Source organism: Paracoccus sp. SY (assembly GCF_002901215.1).
GTDB classification, from domain to species: Bacteria; Pseudomonadota; Alphaproteobacteria; order Rhodobacterales; family Rhodobacteraceae; genus Paracoccus; species Paracoccus acridae.
In genome coordinates, this window is the sequence record NZ_NWMQ01000004.1 from 72,783 (window position 1) to 88,127 (window position 15,345).

At 70.5% G+C, this 15,345-nt stretch carries 12 protein-coding genes; 8 read left to right on the forward strand and 4 right to left on the reverse strand.

Going from position 1 to position 15,345, the window contains the following annotated elements; all coding sequences use genetic code 11:
• Positions 1–9 precede the first annotated feature (9 nt).
• Genes CK944_RS05275 through thiQ form a run of 3 tightly spaced genes read left to right on the forward strand, consistent with a single transcriptional unit; the run spans position 10 to position 3,198 of the window.
• Positions 10–990, forward strand: coding sequence for a thiamine ABC transporter substrate binding subunit (locus CK944_RS05275; RefSeq protein WP_103172000.1), 981 nt, complete (start codon positions 10–12; stop codon positions 988–990).
• The gene (locus CK944_RS05280) at positions 966–2,513 is read left to right on the forward strand and encodes a thiamine/thiamine pyrophosphate ABC transporter permease ThiP (protein ID WP_103172001.1); all 1,548 of its coding nucleotides are present in this window, start codon (positions 966–968) and stop codon (positions 2,511–2,513) included. Before CK944_RS05275 ends, CK944_RS05280 begins: the two co-directional genes overlap by 25 nt.
• On the forward strand, positions 2,506–3,198 hold the full coding sequence (gene thiQ, locus CK944_RS05285) for a thiamine ABC transporter ATP-binding protein (RefSeq protein ID WP_103172131.1): 693 nt from the start codon (positions 2,506–2,508) through the stop codon (positions 3,196–3,198). Before CK944_RS05280 ends, thiQ begins: the two co-directional genes overlap by 8 nt.
• Here thiQ and truB read toward each other — a convergent pair.
• The 3 genes from truB to rbfA are packed head-to-tail and all read right to left on the reverse strand — an operon-like array spanning position 3,186 to position 5,300.
• Positions 3,186–4,088, reverse strand: coding sequence for a tRNA pseudouridine(55) synthase TruB (gene truB, locus CK944_RS05290; RefSeq protein ID WP_103172002.1), 903 nt, complete (start codon positions 4,086–4,088; stop codon positions 3,186–3,188). The genes thiQ and truB overlap by 13 nt on opposite strands.
• Before the next feature lie 53 nt (positions 4,089–4,141).
• On the reverse strand, positions 4,142–4,897 hold the full coding sequence (locus CK944_RS05295; protein ID WP_103172003.1) for a phosphodiester glycosidase family protein: 756 nt from the start codon (positions 4,895–4,897) through the stop codon (positions 4,142–4,144).
• Positions 4,887–5,300 (reverse strand): 30S ribosome-binding factor RbfA, encoded by a 414-nt coding sequence (rbfA, locus tag CK944_RS05300; protein WP_103172004.1) that lies wholly within the window; start codon positions 5,298–5,300, stop codon positions 4,887–4,889. The genes CK944_RS05295 and rbfA overlap by 11 nt, the downstream gene beginning before the upstream one ends.
• 70 nt (positions 5,301–5,370) lie before the next feature.
• Between rbfA and dapB the strand changes: the two genes are divergently transcribed.
• Positions 5,371–6,207 (forward strand): 4-hydroxy-tetrahydrodipicolinate reductase, encoded by an 837-nt coding sequence (dapB, locus tag CK944_RS05305; protein ID WP_103172005.1) that lies wholly within the window; start codon positions 5,371–5,373, stop codon positions 6,205–6,207.
• Positions 6,208–6,234: 27 nt separating this feature from the next.
• Here dapB and CK944_RS05310 read toward each other — a convergent pair whose 3' ends face one another.
• Positions 6,235–6,837 carry a COG3650 family protein gene (locus CK944_RS05310; protein ID WP_103172006.1) on the reverse strand — a complete coding sequence of 201 codons (603 nt, stop codon included), beginning with the start codon at positions 6,835–6,837 and terminating at the stop codon, positions 6,235–6,237.
• Between the two features lie 102 nt (positions 6,838–6,939).
• Here CK944_RS05310 and tsaE point away from each other — a divergent pair, with 102 nt between their 5' ends.
• From tsaE to addA, 4 genes are read left to right on the forward strand one after another with little or no spacing between them, the layout of a single operon-like run.
• Positions 6,940–8,340, forward strand: a complete 1,401-nt coding sequence (gene tsaE / locus CK944_RS05315) for a tRNA (adenosine(37)-N6)-threonylcarbamoyltransferase complex ATPase subunit type 1 TsaE (protein ID WP_103172007.1) — start codon at positions 6,940–6,942, stop codon at positions 8,338–8,340.
• Complete coding sequence (locus tag CK944_RS05320) at positions 8,328–8,996, forward strand: nucleotidyltransferase family protein (protein ID WP_239985966.1); 669 nt, start codon at positions 8,328–8,330, stop codon at positions 8,994–8,996. The genes tsaE and CK944_RS05320 overlap by 13 nt, the downstream gene beginning before the upstream one ends.
• Positions 8,989–11,937: a double-strand break repair protein AddB gene (gene addB / locus CK944_RS05325; protein ID WP_103172008.1), complete on the forward strand. Its 2,949-nt coding sequence runs from the start codon at positions 8,989–8,991 to the stop codon at positions 11,935–11,937. The genes CK944_RS05320 and addB overlap by 8 nt, the downstream gene beginning before the upstream one ends.
• Positions 11,924–15,325: a double-strand break repair helicase AddA gene (addA, locus tag CK944_RS05330; protein WP_103172009.1), complete on the forward strand. Its 3,402-nt coding sequence runs from the start codon at positions 11,924–11,926 to the stop codon at positions 15,323–15,325. Before addB ends, addA begins: the two co-directional genes overlap by 14 nt.
• The last annotated feature ends 20 nt before the right edge of the window (positions 15,326–15,345 follow it).

Below are 15,345 nucleotides of genomic sequence, written 5' to 3' on the forward strand. Positions count from 1 at the left end.
GAGACAGCGATGAAACTGCCCCTGATGCTTGTTCTGCTGGCGGCGACCCCGGCCATGGCGCAGGACAAGCCCGTCCTGACCGTCTATGCGGGCGAATCCATCACCAGCGAATGGGGCCCCGGCCCCAGGATCGAGGAAGGGTTCGAGGCCTTCTGCAACTGCGACCTGCGCTTCGTCACCGGGGACGAGTTGTCCCGCGTGCTGATGGAGGGCGAACGGACCGAGGCCGACATCGTCTTCGGCCTGAACACCGACGTGACCGCCCGCGCCCGCGCATCCGGCCTTTTCGCGCCGCATGGGCAGGATACGTCCGGCTTGTCGCTGCCCGTCGAATGGACCGACGACATCTTCCTGCCCTATAACTGGGGCGAGACGGCCTTCGTCTATGACGAAACCCGGCTGCAGAACCCGCCCGCCAGTTTCGTCGAACTGCTGGAGGCGCCCGACGACCTGAAGATCGTGATCCAGGATCCGCGATCGTCGGTCAGCGGCCTGGCGCTGCTCTTGTGGGTGAAGTCGGTCTATGGCGACCAGGCGCCTGACGCCTGGGCCAAGCTTGCCCCCAAGGTGCTGACCGTGACCAAGGGCTGGTCGGAATCCTATGGGATGTTCACCGAGGGCGAGGCCGACATGGTCCTGTCCTACACCACCTCGCCCGCCTATCATATCGAGGCCGAGGGCGACGCCACCAAGAAGGCCGCGATCTTCCCCGAAGGCCATTACCTAATGGCCGAGGTCGCGGCACAGGTCCGCACCACCGACCAGCCGGAACTGGCGCAAGCCTTCATGGACTGGATCCTGACGCCCGAATTCCAGGCCACCATCCCGCTGGCCAACTGGTCGCTGCCCGCCAAGCTGCCGCAGGACGACTGGCCCCAGGTCATGCGCGACCTGCCCCGACCCGAAAAGACCCTGTTCTATTCCGAGACCGAGGCCGAGGCGCTGCGTCAGCCCGCGCTTGACGAATGGCTGCGGGCGTTCTCGGGCTGACGCGGGCCGAGGCCGGGGGCGCCATCGCCGCCGGCGGCCTGGCCCTGCTGATCCTGGGGACGCTGGCGGCGGTCGCCTGGGTTGCGCAGGGCCTGTCCGGGCTTGGCCCCTGGGACTGGCGCGCGGTCCGGTTCACGCTGTGGCAGGCCGCGCTGTCCGCCACGCTGTCGGCCCTGCTGGCGGTGCCCGTCGCCCGCGCCTTGGCCCGGCGGCGCTTTCCGGGTCGGGCGGCCCTAGTCACGCTGCTGGGTGCGCCCTTCATCCTGCCGGTGATCGTGGCGATCATGGGGCTGGTCGCGGTCTTTGGCCGCAACGGCGCGGTCAACGACGCCCTGCGCCTTGCGGGCCTGCCCGAGGTCAGCATCTATGGCTGGCAGGGCGTGATCCTGGCGCATGTGTTCTTCAACCTGCCCTTGTCGGTGCGGCTGATCCTGCAAGGCTGGCAGGCGATCCCCGCCGAACGCTTCCGGCTGGCCGCATCGCTGGGCTTTGGCCCCCGCGACGTGGCGCGGCATCTGGAACGGCCGATGCTGCGGGCGGTGCTGCCGGGCGTCTGGCTGGCGGTGTTCCTGGTCTGCCTGACCAGCTTCACCGTGGCCCTGGCCCTGGGCGGCGGCCCGCGCGCGACCACGGTGGAACTGGCGATCTATCAGGCCTTCCGCTTCGACTTCGACCTGGGCCGGGCGGCAAGCCTGGGGCTGATCCAGATCGGGCTTTGCTTGGCCGCGATGGCGCTGGCGCGCTGGATCGCCATCCCCGCCGCCTTCGGGGCCGGTCTGGATGCGGACCACATGCCCGCCGCGCCCGGCGGATGGCACCGGATCAGCGACGCGCTTGTGATCACGGGGGCGGCAGGCTTCCTGATCTGGCCTATGGCGGCTGTTACCTTGCGCGGGCTGCCGCAGATCCCCGACCTGCCGCCCGAGGTCTGGAAGGCGGCGGGGCGGTCGGTGGTCATGGCGCTGATCTCGGCCCTGCTGGCGCTGGCCTTGTCGCTGACCCTGGCCCTGTCGCTGGCGCGCGGACGGATGCGCTGGGTGGAAACGGCGGGGATGCTGCCGCTGATCGCCTCGCCCCTGGTGCTGGGAACGGGGCTGTTCATCCTGCTGCGCGGCTGGTTCCTGCCGCAGACGCTGGCGCTGCCGGTGACGGTGGCGATCAATGCGGTGATGGCCCTGCCCTTCGGATTGCGGGCGCTGATTCCCGCCGCGCGGACGCTGCATCGGGATTATGGGCGGCTGGCCGATTCGCTGGACCTGCACGGGCTTGCCCGGCTGCGCTATCTGATCCTGCCCCGGCTGGCCCGGCCGCTGGGCTTTGCAGGCGGCTTGGCGGCGGCGCTGGCGATGGGGGATCTGGGTGTGATCACATTGTTTGCCAGCGACCGGCCGACCCTGCCCCTGCAGCTGTTCCAGTTGATGAATTCCTATCGCATGGCCGATGCTTCGGCCTGCGCGGTGCTGCTGATGGCGATCAGCTTCGGCCTGTTCTGGATCTTCGACCGTGGGGGTCGCCTTGCTTGAATTCGACGGCATCCATGTCACGCGCGGCAGCTTCACCCTGTCCGCCGACCTGACCGTTTCCAAGGGCGCGCGGGTGGCGGTGATCGGCCCGTCCGGGTCGGGCAAGTCCACGCTGCTGTCGCTGGTCGGGGGGTTTCTGGCCCCGGATCGGGGGCGCATCCGACTGGGCGGGCAGGACATCACCGCCCTGCCGCCGGGCCGGCGGCCGGTGTCGATGCTGTTCCAGGACCAGAACCTGTTCCCGCACCTGACCGTCGCGCAGAACGTGGGCCTTGGCCTGCGCCCGGACCTGCGCCTGTCGGACCCGCAGCGCGCCCGCGTGACCCAGGTGCTGGCCGAGGTCGGCCTGGAAGAGATGGAAACCCGCCGCCCCGCCAACCTGTCGGGCGGCCAGCAAAGCCGCGTGGCCCTAGCGCGCGTCCTGCTGCGCGCGCGGCCCGTGCTGCTGCTGGACGAACCCTTCGCCGCGCTTGGACCCGCCTTGAAGGGGGACATGCTGGCCCTGCTGGCGCGGATCGCCGACCAGACCGATGCCACGGTGCTGATGGTCACGCATGATCCCGACGACGCCCGCAGCTTCGCGCCCCGGACGATCCTGGTCGATGGCGGCATGGCGCATCCGCCGGTGCCGACCGGACCGCTGCTGGACAATCCGCCGCCGGGGCTGCGCGCCTATCTGGGCTGAAGGTTGAAGACCCGTTCCGGCTGCACCAGGCCGCCCTGATAGCGGCCGATGCAGACCGGACCCGTGGCATCCGCGACCCAGACCAGATCGCCCCATTCCGCCGTGCCCGTCACCTGGCCGGGATTGCCGTTGCGGATGCGGACCGCGCCTTCGGGCGTGGCGCGCAGCATGGGCAGGTCGGCCAGGGCGACCTCCAGCGGCAGAAGCTGCGTATCCAGCCAGTCCTGCGCCGCGCGGTCGATCTTGTCGAAGGGCACGCCCTCGCTGGCATCGAAGGGCCCGGACCAGGTGCGGCGCAGATGCGCCACATGGCCTAGGCAGCCCAGCGCGCGGCCCAGGTCGCGGGCGATGGAACGGACATAGCCCCCCTTGCCGCAGACCATCTCCAGCCGGGCGGTGCCGGCATCGCAGTCCAGCAGGGTCAGGCTTTCGACCCACAGGGGACGAGCGGCCAAGTCCAGTTCCTCCCCCTCGCGCGCCAGGTCATAGGCACGTTCGCCATCGACCTTGACGGCGGAAAAGGCCGGGGGAACCTGCATGATGTCGCCGGTGAATGCGGGCAGCGCGGCCTGGATGGCGGCCCGGTCCGGGCGGATGTCCGAGGTCCGCACGACCTCGCCCGAGGCATCGTCGGTCGTCGTCTCGGCCCCCCAGTTGACCGTGAAGTCATAGCATTTCAGCGCGTCGGTGACGGTGGCGACGGTCTTCGTGGCCTCGCCCAGGGCCACGGCCAGCACGCCCGTCGCGTCGGGGTCCAACGTGCCCGCATGGCCCGCCTTCTTGGCATCCAGCGCCCAGCGCACCTTGGCGACGACGGCGGTCGAGGTGACGCCCGCGGGCTTGTCCACGATCAGCCATCCATTGACGTCGCGGCCCTTCTTGCGTGCCATCGGCAACCCCCTTGAAATCGAAGGCGGCGGCATAGCCAGCCGCCCGCGCAAGGTCAACCGGCGCTTTCGACCAGTCCGATGATCGGCCCCAGCGAACGCCCGAAATCCGCCCGGTTCATGCCCGGCGCGTAAAGCCGGCTGATCGAGCCGTCGAAATAAAGCGCGTCCCGCACCCCCAGCCCGTCCCGGAACAGCCGCCCGAATTCGTGGAAGGTGACCGCCCGGTCGGAAATCGCGAACCAGGCCGTCTGCCCGTCGGGCGAGACGCCGACGCCGTTCCTGACATAGCGGCTGTCGGAATCGACCAGGAAGCGCGGGTGCAGGTCGCCGTCGATCACCAGCATCGGCCCCGATTGCGTGGCAAGGCGGCATTCGGGCCGCGCCTGCGCAAAGGCGCGGCTTTCGATCACCTGGAAGGGACGCGCCCCGCCCGTGCAGAAGACGCCGTTCGGCAGCATTCCGAAATTGTCGCGGCTGGCCCCGGTCACGATGGGCTGCAGTTCCACCCCGTCGATGACCAGAATGCCGACGGGCCGGTAATCGGCGTGATACATGCCCGCGTTCATGGCAAAGGCCAGGCTTTCGCCCGGTCCCAGCGTGGCGCGGACATTGTTGAAGTTGCGCAGCGGCTGGCCGTTCGCATCGTCCTGCCACAACCGCAGCGCGGCTTCGCGGTCGGCCGAAACCTCGCAGACGACATAGCCCTGGCCGTCATGGCTCATGCGGCTGCACCCGTCGGCGGCAGCCGGGATGGCCATCGCCACCAGCATCCCCAGGGCCACGCCCAGGGGGCGCAGGTCAATCCTCATCGTCATCCGCGCCCTCGACATCGCGGCGGACGCGTTCGTCGGCGAACATGCGGCGGGTGTCGTCCAGGCGGTCGAAGGTCTCGTCCAGTTGGAAGCGCAGTTGCGGCGCGTATTTCAGCGTCATGGCCTTGGCGACCAGATGGCGTAGCTCGGCCGAGTTGCGGCGCAGGGCGGCCAGGGCCTCCTCGGCATCGTTGCCGCCCAGGGGCAGCACATAGGCGGTCGCCACCTTCAGGTCGGGCGAGGTGCGAACCTCGCCCACGGTGATCGAATGGCGGTTCAGGTCCGGGTCATGCACGTCGGCGCGCAGCAGCACGTCGGACAGGGTGCGGCGGATCAGTTCGCCCACGCGAAGCTGGCGCTGCGAGGGGCCGGAGCCATGGGAAAAGCGGTTCTGTGCCATGCGTCCCGATGTAGGGGGTCGCGAGGCGCGCCGCAACGGGATAAGAGGCGGGAAAACATCGGAGGCACCCATGAGCGACTTGCAGAACACCGACACCCCCGTCCTGCCGGGGATCGTGGTCACCGGCGCCTCGGGGCGGATGGGACAGATGCTGGTCCGGCTGATCGCCGAGAACCCCGAAGTGCGGCTGGTGGGCGCGCTGGAACGGGCGGGACACCCCTGGATCGGCCGCGACGTGGGGGAAGCCATGGGCGGCGCGGGCCTGGGCGTGACGGTCAGCGACGACGCGGTGGCGGTGATCGCGCAGGCGCAGGCGGTGATCGACTTCACCGCCCCTGCAGCAACGGTGGCATTCGCCGAACTGACCGCGCAGGCCCGCGCGGTCCATGTGATCGGCACCACGGGGCTGGAACAGGCGCATCTGGATTACCTCAAGGCCGCCGCCCGCCACGCGCCCATCATCCGCGCAGGCAACATGAGCCTGGGCGTGAACCTGCTGACGGGTCTGACCCGCAAGGTCGCCGCCGCCCTGGGCGAGGATTGGGACATCGAGGTGGTCGAGGCCCATCACCGCATGAAGGTCGATGCGCCCTCGGGCACTGCGCTGATGCTGGGCGAGGCCGCCGCCGAAGGGCGCGGCAGGACGCTTGCCGAACTGCGCACGCCCGCGCGCGAAGGCATCACCGGCGCGCGCGCGCCCGGCAGCATCGGCTTTGCCGCAATCCGGGGCGGCGACGTGGTGGGCGAACATGACGTGATCTTCGCGGGCGCGGGCGAACGGATCGTGCTGCGGCACCTGGCCACCGACCGGGCGATCTTCGCGCGCGGCGCCATCCGCGCGGCGATCTGGGGCCAGGACAAGGGGCCGGGCGAATACGACATGCAGGACGTGCTGGGGTTGAACTGACCGACAGTGGCGGCGCGAACCCTGGCCCTAGGGCTGGATCGTGCAGCATCCCGACAGCATCGACGGCTGTTCCCCATGCAGCACCAGCATGGCCGACAGCCCGAACAGCCGGTCCGACATGCCGTCCGAACAGATCTGCGGATGCGAGAACAGCGTCATGTCCTGCGCCACGACCACGCGCGACGGATCGCGGAAGACGCCGGTGTCCAGCACCGCCCGGACCGCGCGACGGTCGCCCCCCTGGTTTTCGGGGCTGCGCAGGACCAGATTGTCGCCTTCCACCTTGGCGTCCCAGAAGGGCTCGGTCCCCAGGCAGCGAAAGGCGGGCGGCAGTTGCCCCGGCTGCCAGACATCGACCCGATAGGACAGGTATCGCGCCGAGATCCAGCCGGTCCCTTCGCCCGTGTTGACCCGCGCCCAGCCGCGGCGTTCCTCGACCACCTCGATCCGGGTGGCATCGGGGGCCAGGGTGCCGATGATGGCGGCCCTGGCATTCGGCTCGGCCCGGATGTTCAGCACGTCGTCGGGCGCGACCCCCGACACGTCGAACAGGGTGGGCAGGATGTATTCCTGCGTGGCCGATGCGGGACCGGCAAGGGCAAGGATCAGGGCAAGGGCTGTGCGGAACATAGCAATCCTCCTGCATCCCAGTCTAGCGGCTTTGGCGCCACATGCCACCGCATCCGTCCACGGATGGTTCCCCCCGCGCCGCGAAGCCGCTAGAACGAAGCCATGACCATGCGCCTGACCGCAGACCAAGACCTGACCGCCGCCCTGGCGCGGATGCTGGCCGCCACGGCGCGGCCCGGCCAGACGATCCTGCTGGACGGGCCGGTGGGCGCCGGCAAGACCCATTTCGCCCGCGCCTTCATCCGCGCTCGCCAGGGCGATGCGGCCGAGGACGTGCCAAGCCCCACCTTCACGCTGGTCCAGACCTATGACGACCCGCTGGGGACGGAAATCTGGCACGCGGACCTGTATCGCCTGACCGATCCCTCGGAACTGGACGAACTTGGCCTGGAAGAGGCGCTGGCGGACGCCATCTGCCTGATCGAATGGCCCGACCGGCTGGACCGCCTGCCGGGCAGCGCGATCACGCTGGCGATTGCCCCCCATGCCGATCCCGATCTGCGCGACATCGCCCTGATCGCCCCCGATGGCCCCCGCATCGCCGCGCGCGCGGCTTTCGTGGCGGGGGCGGGTTGGGCGGATGCGCGGGTGCTGCCGCTGGCGGGCGATGCCTCGGCCCGGCGCTATTTCCGGCTGGTCGGGCCGCAGGGCAGCGCGGTGCTGATGGACGATCCCTCGGGCGCCTGCGCGCCCTTCGTGGCGATGACGGAGTGGCTGCGCGGCCACGGCCTTGGCGCGCCCGCGATCCTGGCGCAGGACCAGGCGGCGGGACTGCTGCTGGTCGAGGATCTGGGCGACGACCTTGTGGCCCGCGTGCTGGAGCGCGATCCCGCCATGGCGCCCGCGATCTATGACCGGATCACCGACCTGCTGGTGGACCTGCACCACCATCCGGTGCCCGGTTTCGTGGCCCCGCTGGACGGGCCGACCCTGGCCGAACAGGTCGGGCTGTTCGCCGAATGGTATCCGCAGGCGGCGGGTGCCAATGGCGGAGAGGAGATCGCCCCCCTGATCGCCCGCCTTCACGCCGATCTTGCCGCCGATGTGCCGCCGGTCCTGTCGCTGCGCGATTTCCATGCGGAAAACCTGATCTGGCGGGGCGATGCGCCCCTGGGCCTGATCGACTATCAGGACGCGGTGGCCTGCCATCCGGCCTATGACCTCGTGTCCGCGCTGCAGGACGCGCGCCGCGACGTGGACCCCGGGGTCGAGGCCGCCTGCATCGCGCGCTATCTGGCCGCCACCGCCATGGACGAGGCCCGCTTCCGCGCCGCCTATGCCCTGCTGGGGGCGCAGCGGAACCTGCGGATCCTGGGCATCTTCACCCGGCTGTGCATCCGCGACGGCAAGCCGCGATACCTGGATTTCATGCCCCGCGTCTGGGGATATGTCCGGCGCAACCTGGCCCATCCCGTGCTTGCGCCCTTGGCCGATGCCGTCGCCGCCCTGCCTGCGCCCGATGCCGCCGTCATCGAAAGGATCCGCGACCGATGCGCCCGCTGATGATCTTTGCCGCGGGGCTTGGCACGCGGATGCGCCCCTTGACCGACAGCCTGCCAAAGCCGCTGATCCCGGTCGCGGGCCGGACCCTGCTGGACCGCGCGCTTGACCTGGGCCGGGCTGCGGGCGCGGGGCCGGTCGTGGTGAACACGCATTACCTGGGCACCCAGATCGCCGACCACCTGGCCGGGCAGGACGTGGCGATCAGCGACGAACCGGGCACGATCCTGGATACCGGCGGCGGGCTGCGCCATGCGCTGCCGCTGCTGGGTGCGGGGCCGGTGATGACGCTGAACCCCGATGTCGTCTGGACGGGGCCGAACCCGCTGGCCGCGCTGGATGCCGCATGGCGCGACGACATGGACGCGCTGCTGATGCTGGTGCCGCTGGACCGCGCGGCGGCGCGGCAGGGGACGGGGGACTTCTCACGGGACGCGGAAGGCCGCATCGCCCGCCGGGGCGATTACGTCTATGGCGGGGCGCAGATCATCCGGCCCGATCGGTTGGCCGAGATCCCCGACCGGGTGTTTTCCCTCAACCGCCTGTGGGATCTGCTGATTGCCGAAGGGCGCGCCTTCGGCATCGTCCATGCAGGCGGCTGGTGCGACGTGGGCTATCCCGAAGCCATCCCCCTGGCGGAAAGGATGCTGCATGGCTGAACCCGTCCTCCGCGGCCTTTACGCCCTGCCGCCCGGCACCGACTTCGCCCGCGAGTTCGTGGAAGGCTTTCTGGACCGCATGGCGGGCCAGCCGCCCGAGGCCATGGCCCGCGTCACCATCTATGCCAATGCCTCGCGCACCCTGGCCGAGATGAAATGCGCCTTCGACAAGCGCGGCCCCCTGCTGCTGCCGCGCCTTTTGCCGGTCACGAACCTGGAAACGCCCACGATGCTGGGCCAGGCCGAGGCCGCGCCCCTGGTCCGGCGGCTGCAACTGGCCCGGCTGGTGGCCCGGCTTCTGGATGCGCGGCGCGATCTTGCGGCCGGTCATTCCATCGCCAGCCTGGCACGGTCGCTGGCCGGCTTGATGCAGGAAATGCAGTACGAGGGGCTGGGGCCTGACGCGCTGGAAGGCATCGACACCGGCGATCACGCGCGCCACTGGCAGAACGCCCTGGCCTTCCTGCGCATCGCCGCGCAGTTCCACCTGGAGGGTGCGCCGGTGGACCGGGCGGCGCGCCAAAGGCTTGCGGCGGAACTTATCGCCCAGGACTGGGCGCAGGGGATCAACCTGCCCCCGGGCCCGGTGATCGTCGCCGGATCGACCGGATCGCACGGCGCCACGCGCCTGTTCATGGAGGCCGTGGCAAGGCTGCCCGAAGGCGCGGTGGTGCTGCCCGGCTTCGATTTCGAACAGCCGCAATCGGTCTGGGACAGCCTGGACCAGGGGACCGAGGATCACCCCCAGTCCCGCTTCGCGCCCCTGATCCGCAGCCTGGGCCGCCCGGCGCGATGGACCGGCACGACCCCGCCGGTGCCGCAGCGCAACCGCCTGATCTCGCTGGCGCTGCGGCCCGCGCCCGTGACCGACCAGTGGATCGCCGAAGGCCCGCGCCTGCCCGACCTGATGGCGCCCACCGAAGGCCTGACCCTGATCGAGGCCGACCAGCCGGGGGCCGAGGCCGAGGTGATCGCCCTGATCCTGCGCGACGCGGCCGAACGCCACGAGGCGGCCACCCTGATCGCGGCGGACGGCAACCTGATCCGGCGCGTGAACGCCGCCCTGGACCGCTGGCACCTGCGGCCCGACGAAAGCGCGGGCCAGCCCCTGACGCTGACCGCGCCCGGCCTGTTCCTGCGTCAGGTCGCGGCGCTGTTCGGCCAGCCCCTGACCATCGACCGGCTGCTGGTGCTGCTGAAGCATCCGATGACGATCACCGCATCCCCCAGGGTCGGCGTGAACGAGGCGCGGCTTCTGGCGCGGCAACTGGAACTGGAACTGCGCCACAACGGCCCGGCCTTTCCCGACGGCAAATGCCTGCGCGACTGGGCCAGCCGGGGCGACGGGCTGCGCAAGGTCTGGGCCGAATGGCTGGCCGATCTGCTGGACCGCATCACGCCCCTGGCCCGCGACCGCGCGCCCCGCCCCCTGCCTGACCGCCTGCGCGACCTGCTGTCGCTGGCCGATGCGCTGGCTGCGGGCCCGGACGGGAATGCGGCGGCGTCCCGGCTGTGGACCGACCGGGGGGGTCCGCTTCTGCGGGCGACCATCGACCATCTGGCCGAACATGCGGGCCACGGCCCAAGCCTGAGCGCCATTGAATTCTGCGCCCTGCTGCTGGACGAGATGGGCCAGCAATCCGTGCGCGTCGAAGGCGACGCCCATTACCTGCATATCCGCGGCCCGCGCGAGGCGCGGATCGTGGGCGACGGCCTGGTGATCCTGTCCGGCCTGAACGAGGGCGGCTGGCCGCAGGCGCTGAAGCCCGATCCCTGGCTGTCGCGGCAGATGCGGTCGGCGGCGGGCCTGCCCCTGCCGGAAACCCTGATCGGTCTGGCGGCCCACGACTTCCAGCAGGTGATGGGCCTGCCCCAGGTGATCCTGACCCGCGCCCGCCGCGATGCCGAGGCGGAGACCATCCCCTCGCGCTGGCTGAACCGGCTGACGAACCTGATGGGCGGCCTGCCCGAACGGCGCGGCCCGCAGGCCCTGGCGGCGATGCGCGCGCGGGGCGACCTGTGGCTGGCGCGCGCCCGCGCCGTGTCCCATCCCGCGGGCGCGGTCAGGCCGGCGCCCCGCCCCTCGCCCGTGCCGCCCGCGCTGCCGTTCCGGGAACTGCCGGTCACGGACGTGTCGCTGCTGATCCGCGATCCTTATGCCGTCTATGCCAAGCGCATCCTTGGCCTGCGCCCGCTGCCGCCCTTGCGCCCCGAACCGGACGCGTCCCTGCGCGGCCAGACGCTCCATTCCATCGTCCAGGCCCTGCTTGAGGCGAAGCCCGCGCCCGATACCCCGCATGCCGTCCTGAAGGCCCAGTTCCTGCGCCTGACGGAAACCGTGCTGGAACGCGACGTGCCCTGGCCCGCCGCCCGCGCCTTCTGGGCCGCGCGCATGGAACGCATCGCCGACCGGATCGTCGCGGACGAGTTGGACCGGCTGTCCCAGGGGCGCCCGGTGGTGGTGGAAAAGCGCGGCCGGGTGACGCTGTCGGGGATGGATTTCACCCTGACCGCCCGGCCCGACCGGATCGACCTTCTGCATGACGGGCGGGTGGTGATCTATGACTACAAGTCCGGCAAGCCGCCCACGGACAAGCAGATCGCGGCCTTCGACAAGCAGCTGATCCTGGAGGCCGCGATGGCCCGGCGGGGCGGCTTCGATTCGCTTGGCCCGGTGGATGTGGCGGGCATCAGCTATATCCAGCTTGGCGGCGAGGGAGAGACCCATCCCCGCGACTATTCCCCCCAGCTTGAAGCCGAGAACTGGGACGGCTTCCTGCGCCTGGTCGCGGCCTATCTGGCGGGGGGGATCGGATTTGCCTCCATGCGGGCGCCCGAACAGACCAGCTATGCGGGCGATTACGATCATCTGGCGCGATACGGCGAATGGTCGCTGGCCGACGCGCCGCATCTGACGAAGGTGGGCGATGGGCATGGATGAAGCCTCTCTCAACCAGATCGCGGCGGCCGATCCCGCCCGCTCCACCTGGCTGACGGCCAATGCCGGATCGGGCAAGACGCGCGTGCTGACCGACCGGGTGGCGCGCCTGCTGCTGGCGGGAACCGCGCCCGAACGCATCCTGTGCCTGACCTATACCAAGGCCGCCGCGACCGAGATGCAGAACCGCCTTCTGCGCCGCCTGGGCCAATGGGCCATGCTGCCCGAACCCGACCTGCGGCGCGAACTGGCCGAACTGGGCGAGGACGAGACCTCCGGGCCGGGGCCGGATCTTGCCCAGGCGCGGCGCCTGTTCGCCCGCGCCATCGAGACGCCGGGCGGGCTGAAGGTCCAGACCATCCACAGCTTCTGCGCCTCGCTTCTGCGCCGCTTTCCGCTGGAGGCGGGCGTGCCGATGGGGTTCATGGAACTGGACGACCGGTCCGCCCGGGCGCTGCGCGCCGATATCGTCGAAGGAATGGCGGCCGAAGGCGCGCCCTCGATCCGCGACCTGACCGCCCTGGTCACGGGCGACAACCTGGACGCCTTCCTGGCCGGCCTGTCCGAGGCGGATTTCCCGCGCGAACCCCAGGCCGCGCCGATCTGGCGGTCGATGGGCCTGCCGCCCGACCTGGACCAGGCCACCTTGCTGTCGCGCACCTTCCTGGGCGACGAGGGCGATCTGGTGACGGCCCTGGTGCCGATCCTGCGGGGCGGCGGGGCGACGGATGCCAAACTGGCCGAACAGCTTGCCCGCTGCAACTGGCGCAGCCCCGGCCTGCCCGATCTGCATCTTCTGTGCAAATGCCTTCTGTTCGGCGCGACCGCGCGCGTGCCCTTCGGCCCCAAGATCGGATCGATTCCCACCAAGGCGCTGCGCGAAGGCCCCTGCGCGGCCTTCATGGCCGATCTCGAGGCGCTGATGAACCGCGTGGCCGATGCCCGGTCCCTGTCCATGGGCCTGGCCTTGGCGGAAAAGACGCTGGCCCTGCACCGCTTCGCGCATGATTTCACGCGCCGCCTTGCCATCGAGAAGGCCACCCATGGCTGGCTGGATTTCGACGACCTGATCCGCCGCACCGCCGACCTGCTGGACGAATCCAGCATGGCGCAATGGGTCCTGTACCGGCTGGACGGCGGCATCGACCACATCCTGGTCGATGAGGCGCAGGACACCAGCCCCGAACAATGGCGCGTGATCCGGCGGCTGACGGATGAATTCACCAGCGGCCAGGGGGCGCATGACCGGCCCCGCACGCTGTTCGTGGTGGGCGATCCCAAGCAGTCGATCTATTCCTTCCAGGGGGCCGACATCGCCGTCTTCGAATCCGTGCGCGACAGCTTCCGCCAGGATTTCGAGGCCGTGCGCCAGCCCATGCAGCAGCGCGGGCTGGCCCATTCCTTCCGGTCCTCGCCCGCGATCCTGTCTCTGGTCGATACGGTGTTCCAGGGCGACGCGGCCCAGGGCCTGGGCGATCCGCCCCGCCACATCGCCTTTCGCGCGGCGATGCCCGGCCGCGTCGATGTCTGGCCGCCCCTGCCCGAACCCGAAAAGCCCGACCACGGCGACTGGACCACGCCGGTCGATGCCCCGGCGGAAAACGCGGCAGACACCCAACTGGCCCGCGCCGTGGCGCGCGAGGTCAAGGCGATCATCGGCACGCCCATCACCGATGCCAGGACGGGCCAGGTCCGCGCCATCGGGCCGGGCGACATCCAGATCCTCGTCCAGCGGCGGGCGGGGCTGTTCGACGACCTGATCCGGGAACTGAAGGCGGCGGGCCTGCCCGTGGCGGGGGCCGACCGGCTGAAGCTGGCCGCCGAACTGGCGGTGCGCGACATCACCGCGACGCTGTCGGTCGCCTCGACCCCCGAAGACGACCTGTGCCTGGCGGCGGTGCTGAAATCGCCCCTGTTCGGGCTGTCCGAGGATGATCTTTACCGCCTCGCCGCGGGCCGGGGGCGAGAGCATCTTTGGCAAAGGCTGCGGAATTCGCGGCACCGCGAAGCCTATGAAGTTCTGAACGACCTGCTGACCCAGGCCGACGTGCTGCGCCCCTATGACCTGATCTCGCGGCTGCTGGTCCGGCATGGCGGGCGCGCCGCCCTGCTGGCCCGGTTGGGGCCGGAAGCCGAGGACGGCATCGACGAGCTTCTGTCCCAGGCGCTTGCCTATGACAGCGTGGAAACGCCGTCGCTGACGGGCTTCCTGGTCTGGCTGGGCAGCGATGACGTGCAGATCAAGCGGCAGATGCCGGGCGGCGCGAACGGGCTGATCCGGGTGATGACCGTGCATGGATCCAAGGGCCTGGAAAGCCCGGTGGTGATCCTGCCCGAAACGCGCAAGCGCAGGCCGGGCCGGGGCCAGCCCCTGATCCGGCTGGGAGACATTCCCGCCTGGCGCGGCCTGTCCGTGGACCGTCCCGACCCCGTGGCCCTGGCCGTGGCCGATCTTGAGCAGCGGCAGGAAGAAGAACGGCGGCGCCTGCTTTATGTGGCGATGACGCGGGCGGAAAGCTGGCTGATCGTGGCGGCGGCGGGCGATTGCGGATCGGGGCTGGAGTCCTGGCACTCGATGATCTCGGTCGGCGTCGAACGCTGCACCCTGGACCGCTGCACGATCGAGATCGACGGGATCGGCAGCGCGCAACGGCTGTCCTTCGGCACCTGGCCCGAGGGGCCGGTCGCGTCCGAGGTGACGCTGGCCTCGACCGCGCAGGCCCCCGAATGGGCGGCCCGCCGCGCGCCCCCGGCCCCGCCGCGCCCATTGGCGATCGCCGCCACCGCCCTGGGCGGGGCCAAGGTGATCGGCGCGCCCGCGCCCGGCGCCGACCCCGATGCCGCCATGCTGCGCGGCACGCGGCTGCACCTTCTGCTGGAACATCTGCCCCACCATCCCGCTGCCGACTGGCCGCGTGTTGCGCGCGCCCTGCTGGCCGGGGCCGAGGGGGGCCTGCCCGACGCGGCCGAACTGGCGGACCTGCTGGCCGAGGCCGCGGGCGTCATCACCGCCCCCGACCTGGCCGAGATCATGACCCCCGACCCTGCCGCGCAGGTCTTGTCCGAAGTGGAACTGACCGCGCCCCTGCCGGGCATCGGCACCGTCCACGGCAGCATCGACCGGCTGATCGTGACCGATGCGCGGATCCTGGCCGTGGACTACAAGTCGAACGCGGTCGTCCCCAATCGCCCCGAGGACACGCCCGAAGGCATTTTGCGGCAAATGGGGGCCTATCGCGCGGCGCTGCGGATGATCTGGCCGGACCGCCCTGTCGAGCTGGCGATCCTGTGGACCGCCACGCGCAGCCTGATGGCGATCCCCGATCCAGTGCTGGACCGGACGATGGCCGCGCTTGACCCGGCCCTTGACCGGGGGGCCATGGCTTCATAGCTGTTGGGTGACTGTTTTCG

Coding starts and splice junctions, on each gene's coding strand:
- CK944_RS05280 (WP_103172001.1), top strand. CDS start 966: ATGGCTGCGGGCGTTCTCGGGCTGACGCGGGCCGAGGCCGGGGGCGCC.
- addB (WP_103172008.1), top strand. CDS start 8,989: ATGGCTGAACCCGTCCTCCGCGGCCTTTACGCCCTGCCGCCCGGCACC.
- CK944_RS05275 (WP_103172000.1), top strand. CDS start 10: ATGAAACTGCCCCTGATGCTTGTTCTGCTGGCGGCGACCCCGGCCATG.
- CK944_RS05320 (WP_239985966.1), top strand. CDS start 8,328: ATGCGCCCGCTGATGATCTTTGCCGCGGGGCTTGGCACGCGGATGCGC.
- addA (WP_103172009.1), top strand. CDS start 11,924: ATGGGCATGGATGAAGCCTCTCTCAACCAGATCGCGGCGGCCGATCCC.
- dapB (WP_103172005.1), top strand. CDS start 5,371: ATGAGCGACTTGCAGAACACCGACACCCCCGTCCTGCCGGGGATCGTG.
- CK944_RS05295 (WP_103172003.1), bottom strand. CDS start 4,897: ATGAGGATTGACCTGCGCCCCCTGGGCGTGGCCCTGGGGATGCTGGTG.
- CK944_RS05310 (WP_103172006.1), bottom strand. CDS start 6,837: ATGTTCCGCACAGCCCTTGCCCTGATCCTTGCCCTTGCCGGTCCCGCA.
- truB (WP_103172002.1), bottom strand. CDS start 4,088: ATGGCACGCAAGAAGGGCCGCGACGTCAATGGATGGCTGATCGTGGAC.
- rbfA (WP_103172004.1), bottom strand. CDS start 5,300: ATGGCACAGAACCGCTTTTCCCATGGCTCCGGCCCCTCGCAGCGCCAG.
- tsaE (WP_103172007.1), top strand. CDS start 6,940: ATGACCATGCGCCTGACCGCAGACCAAGACCTGACCGCCGCCCTGGCG.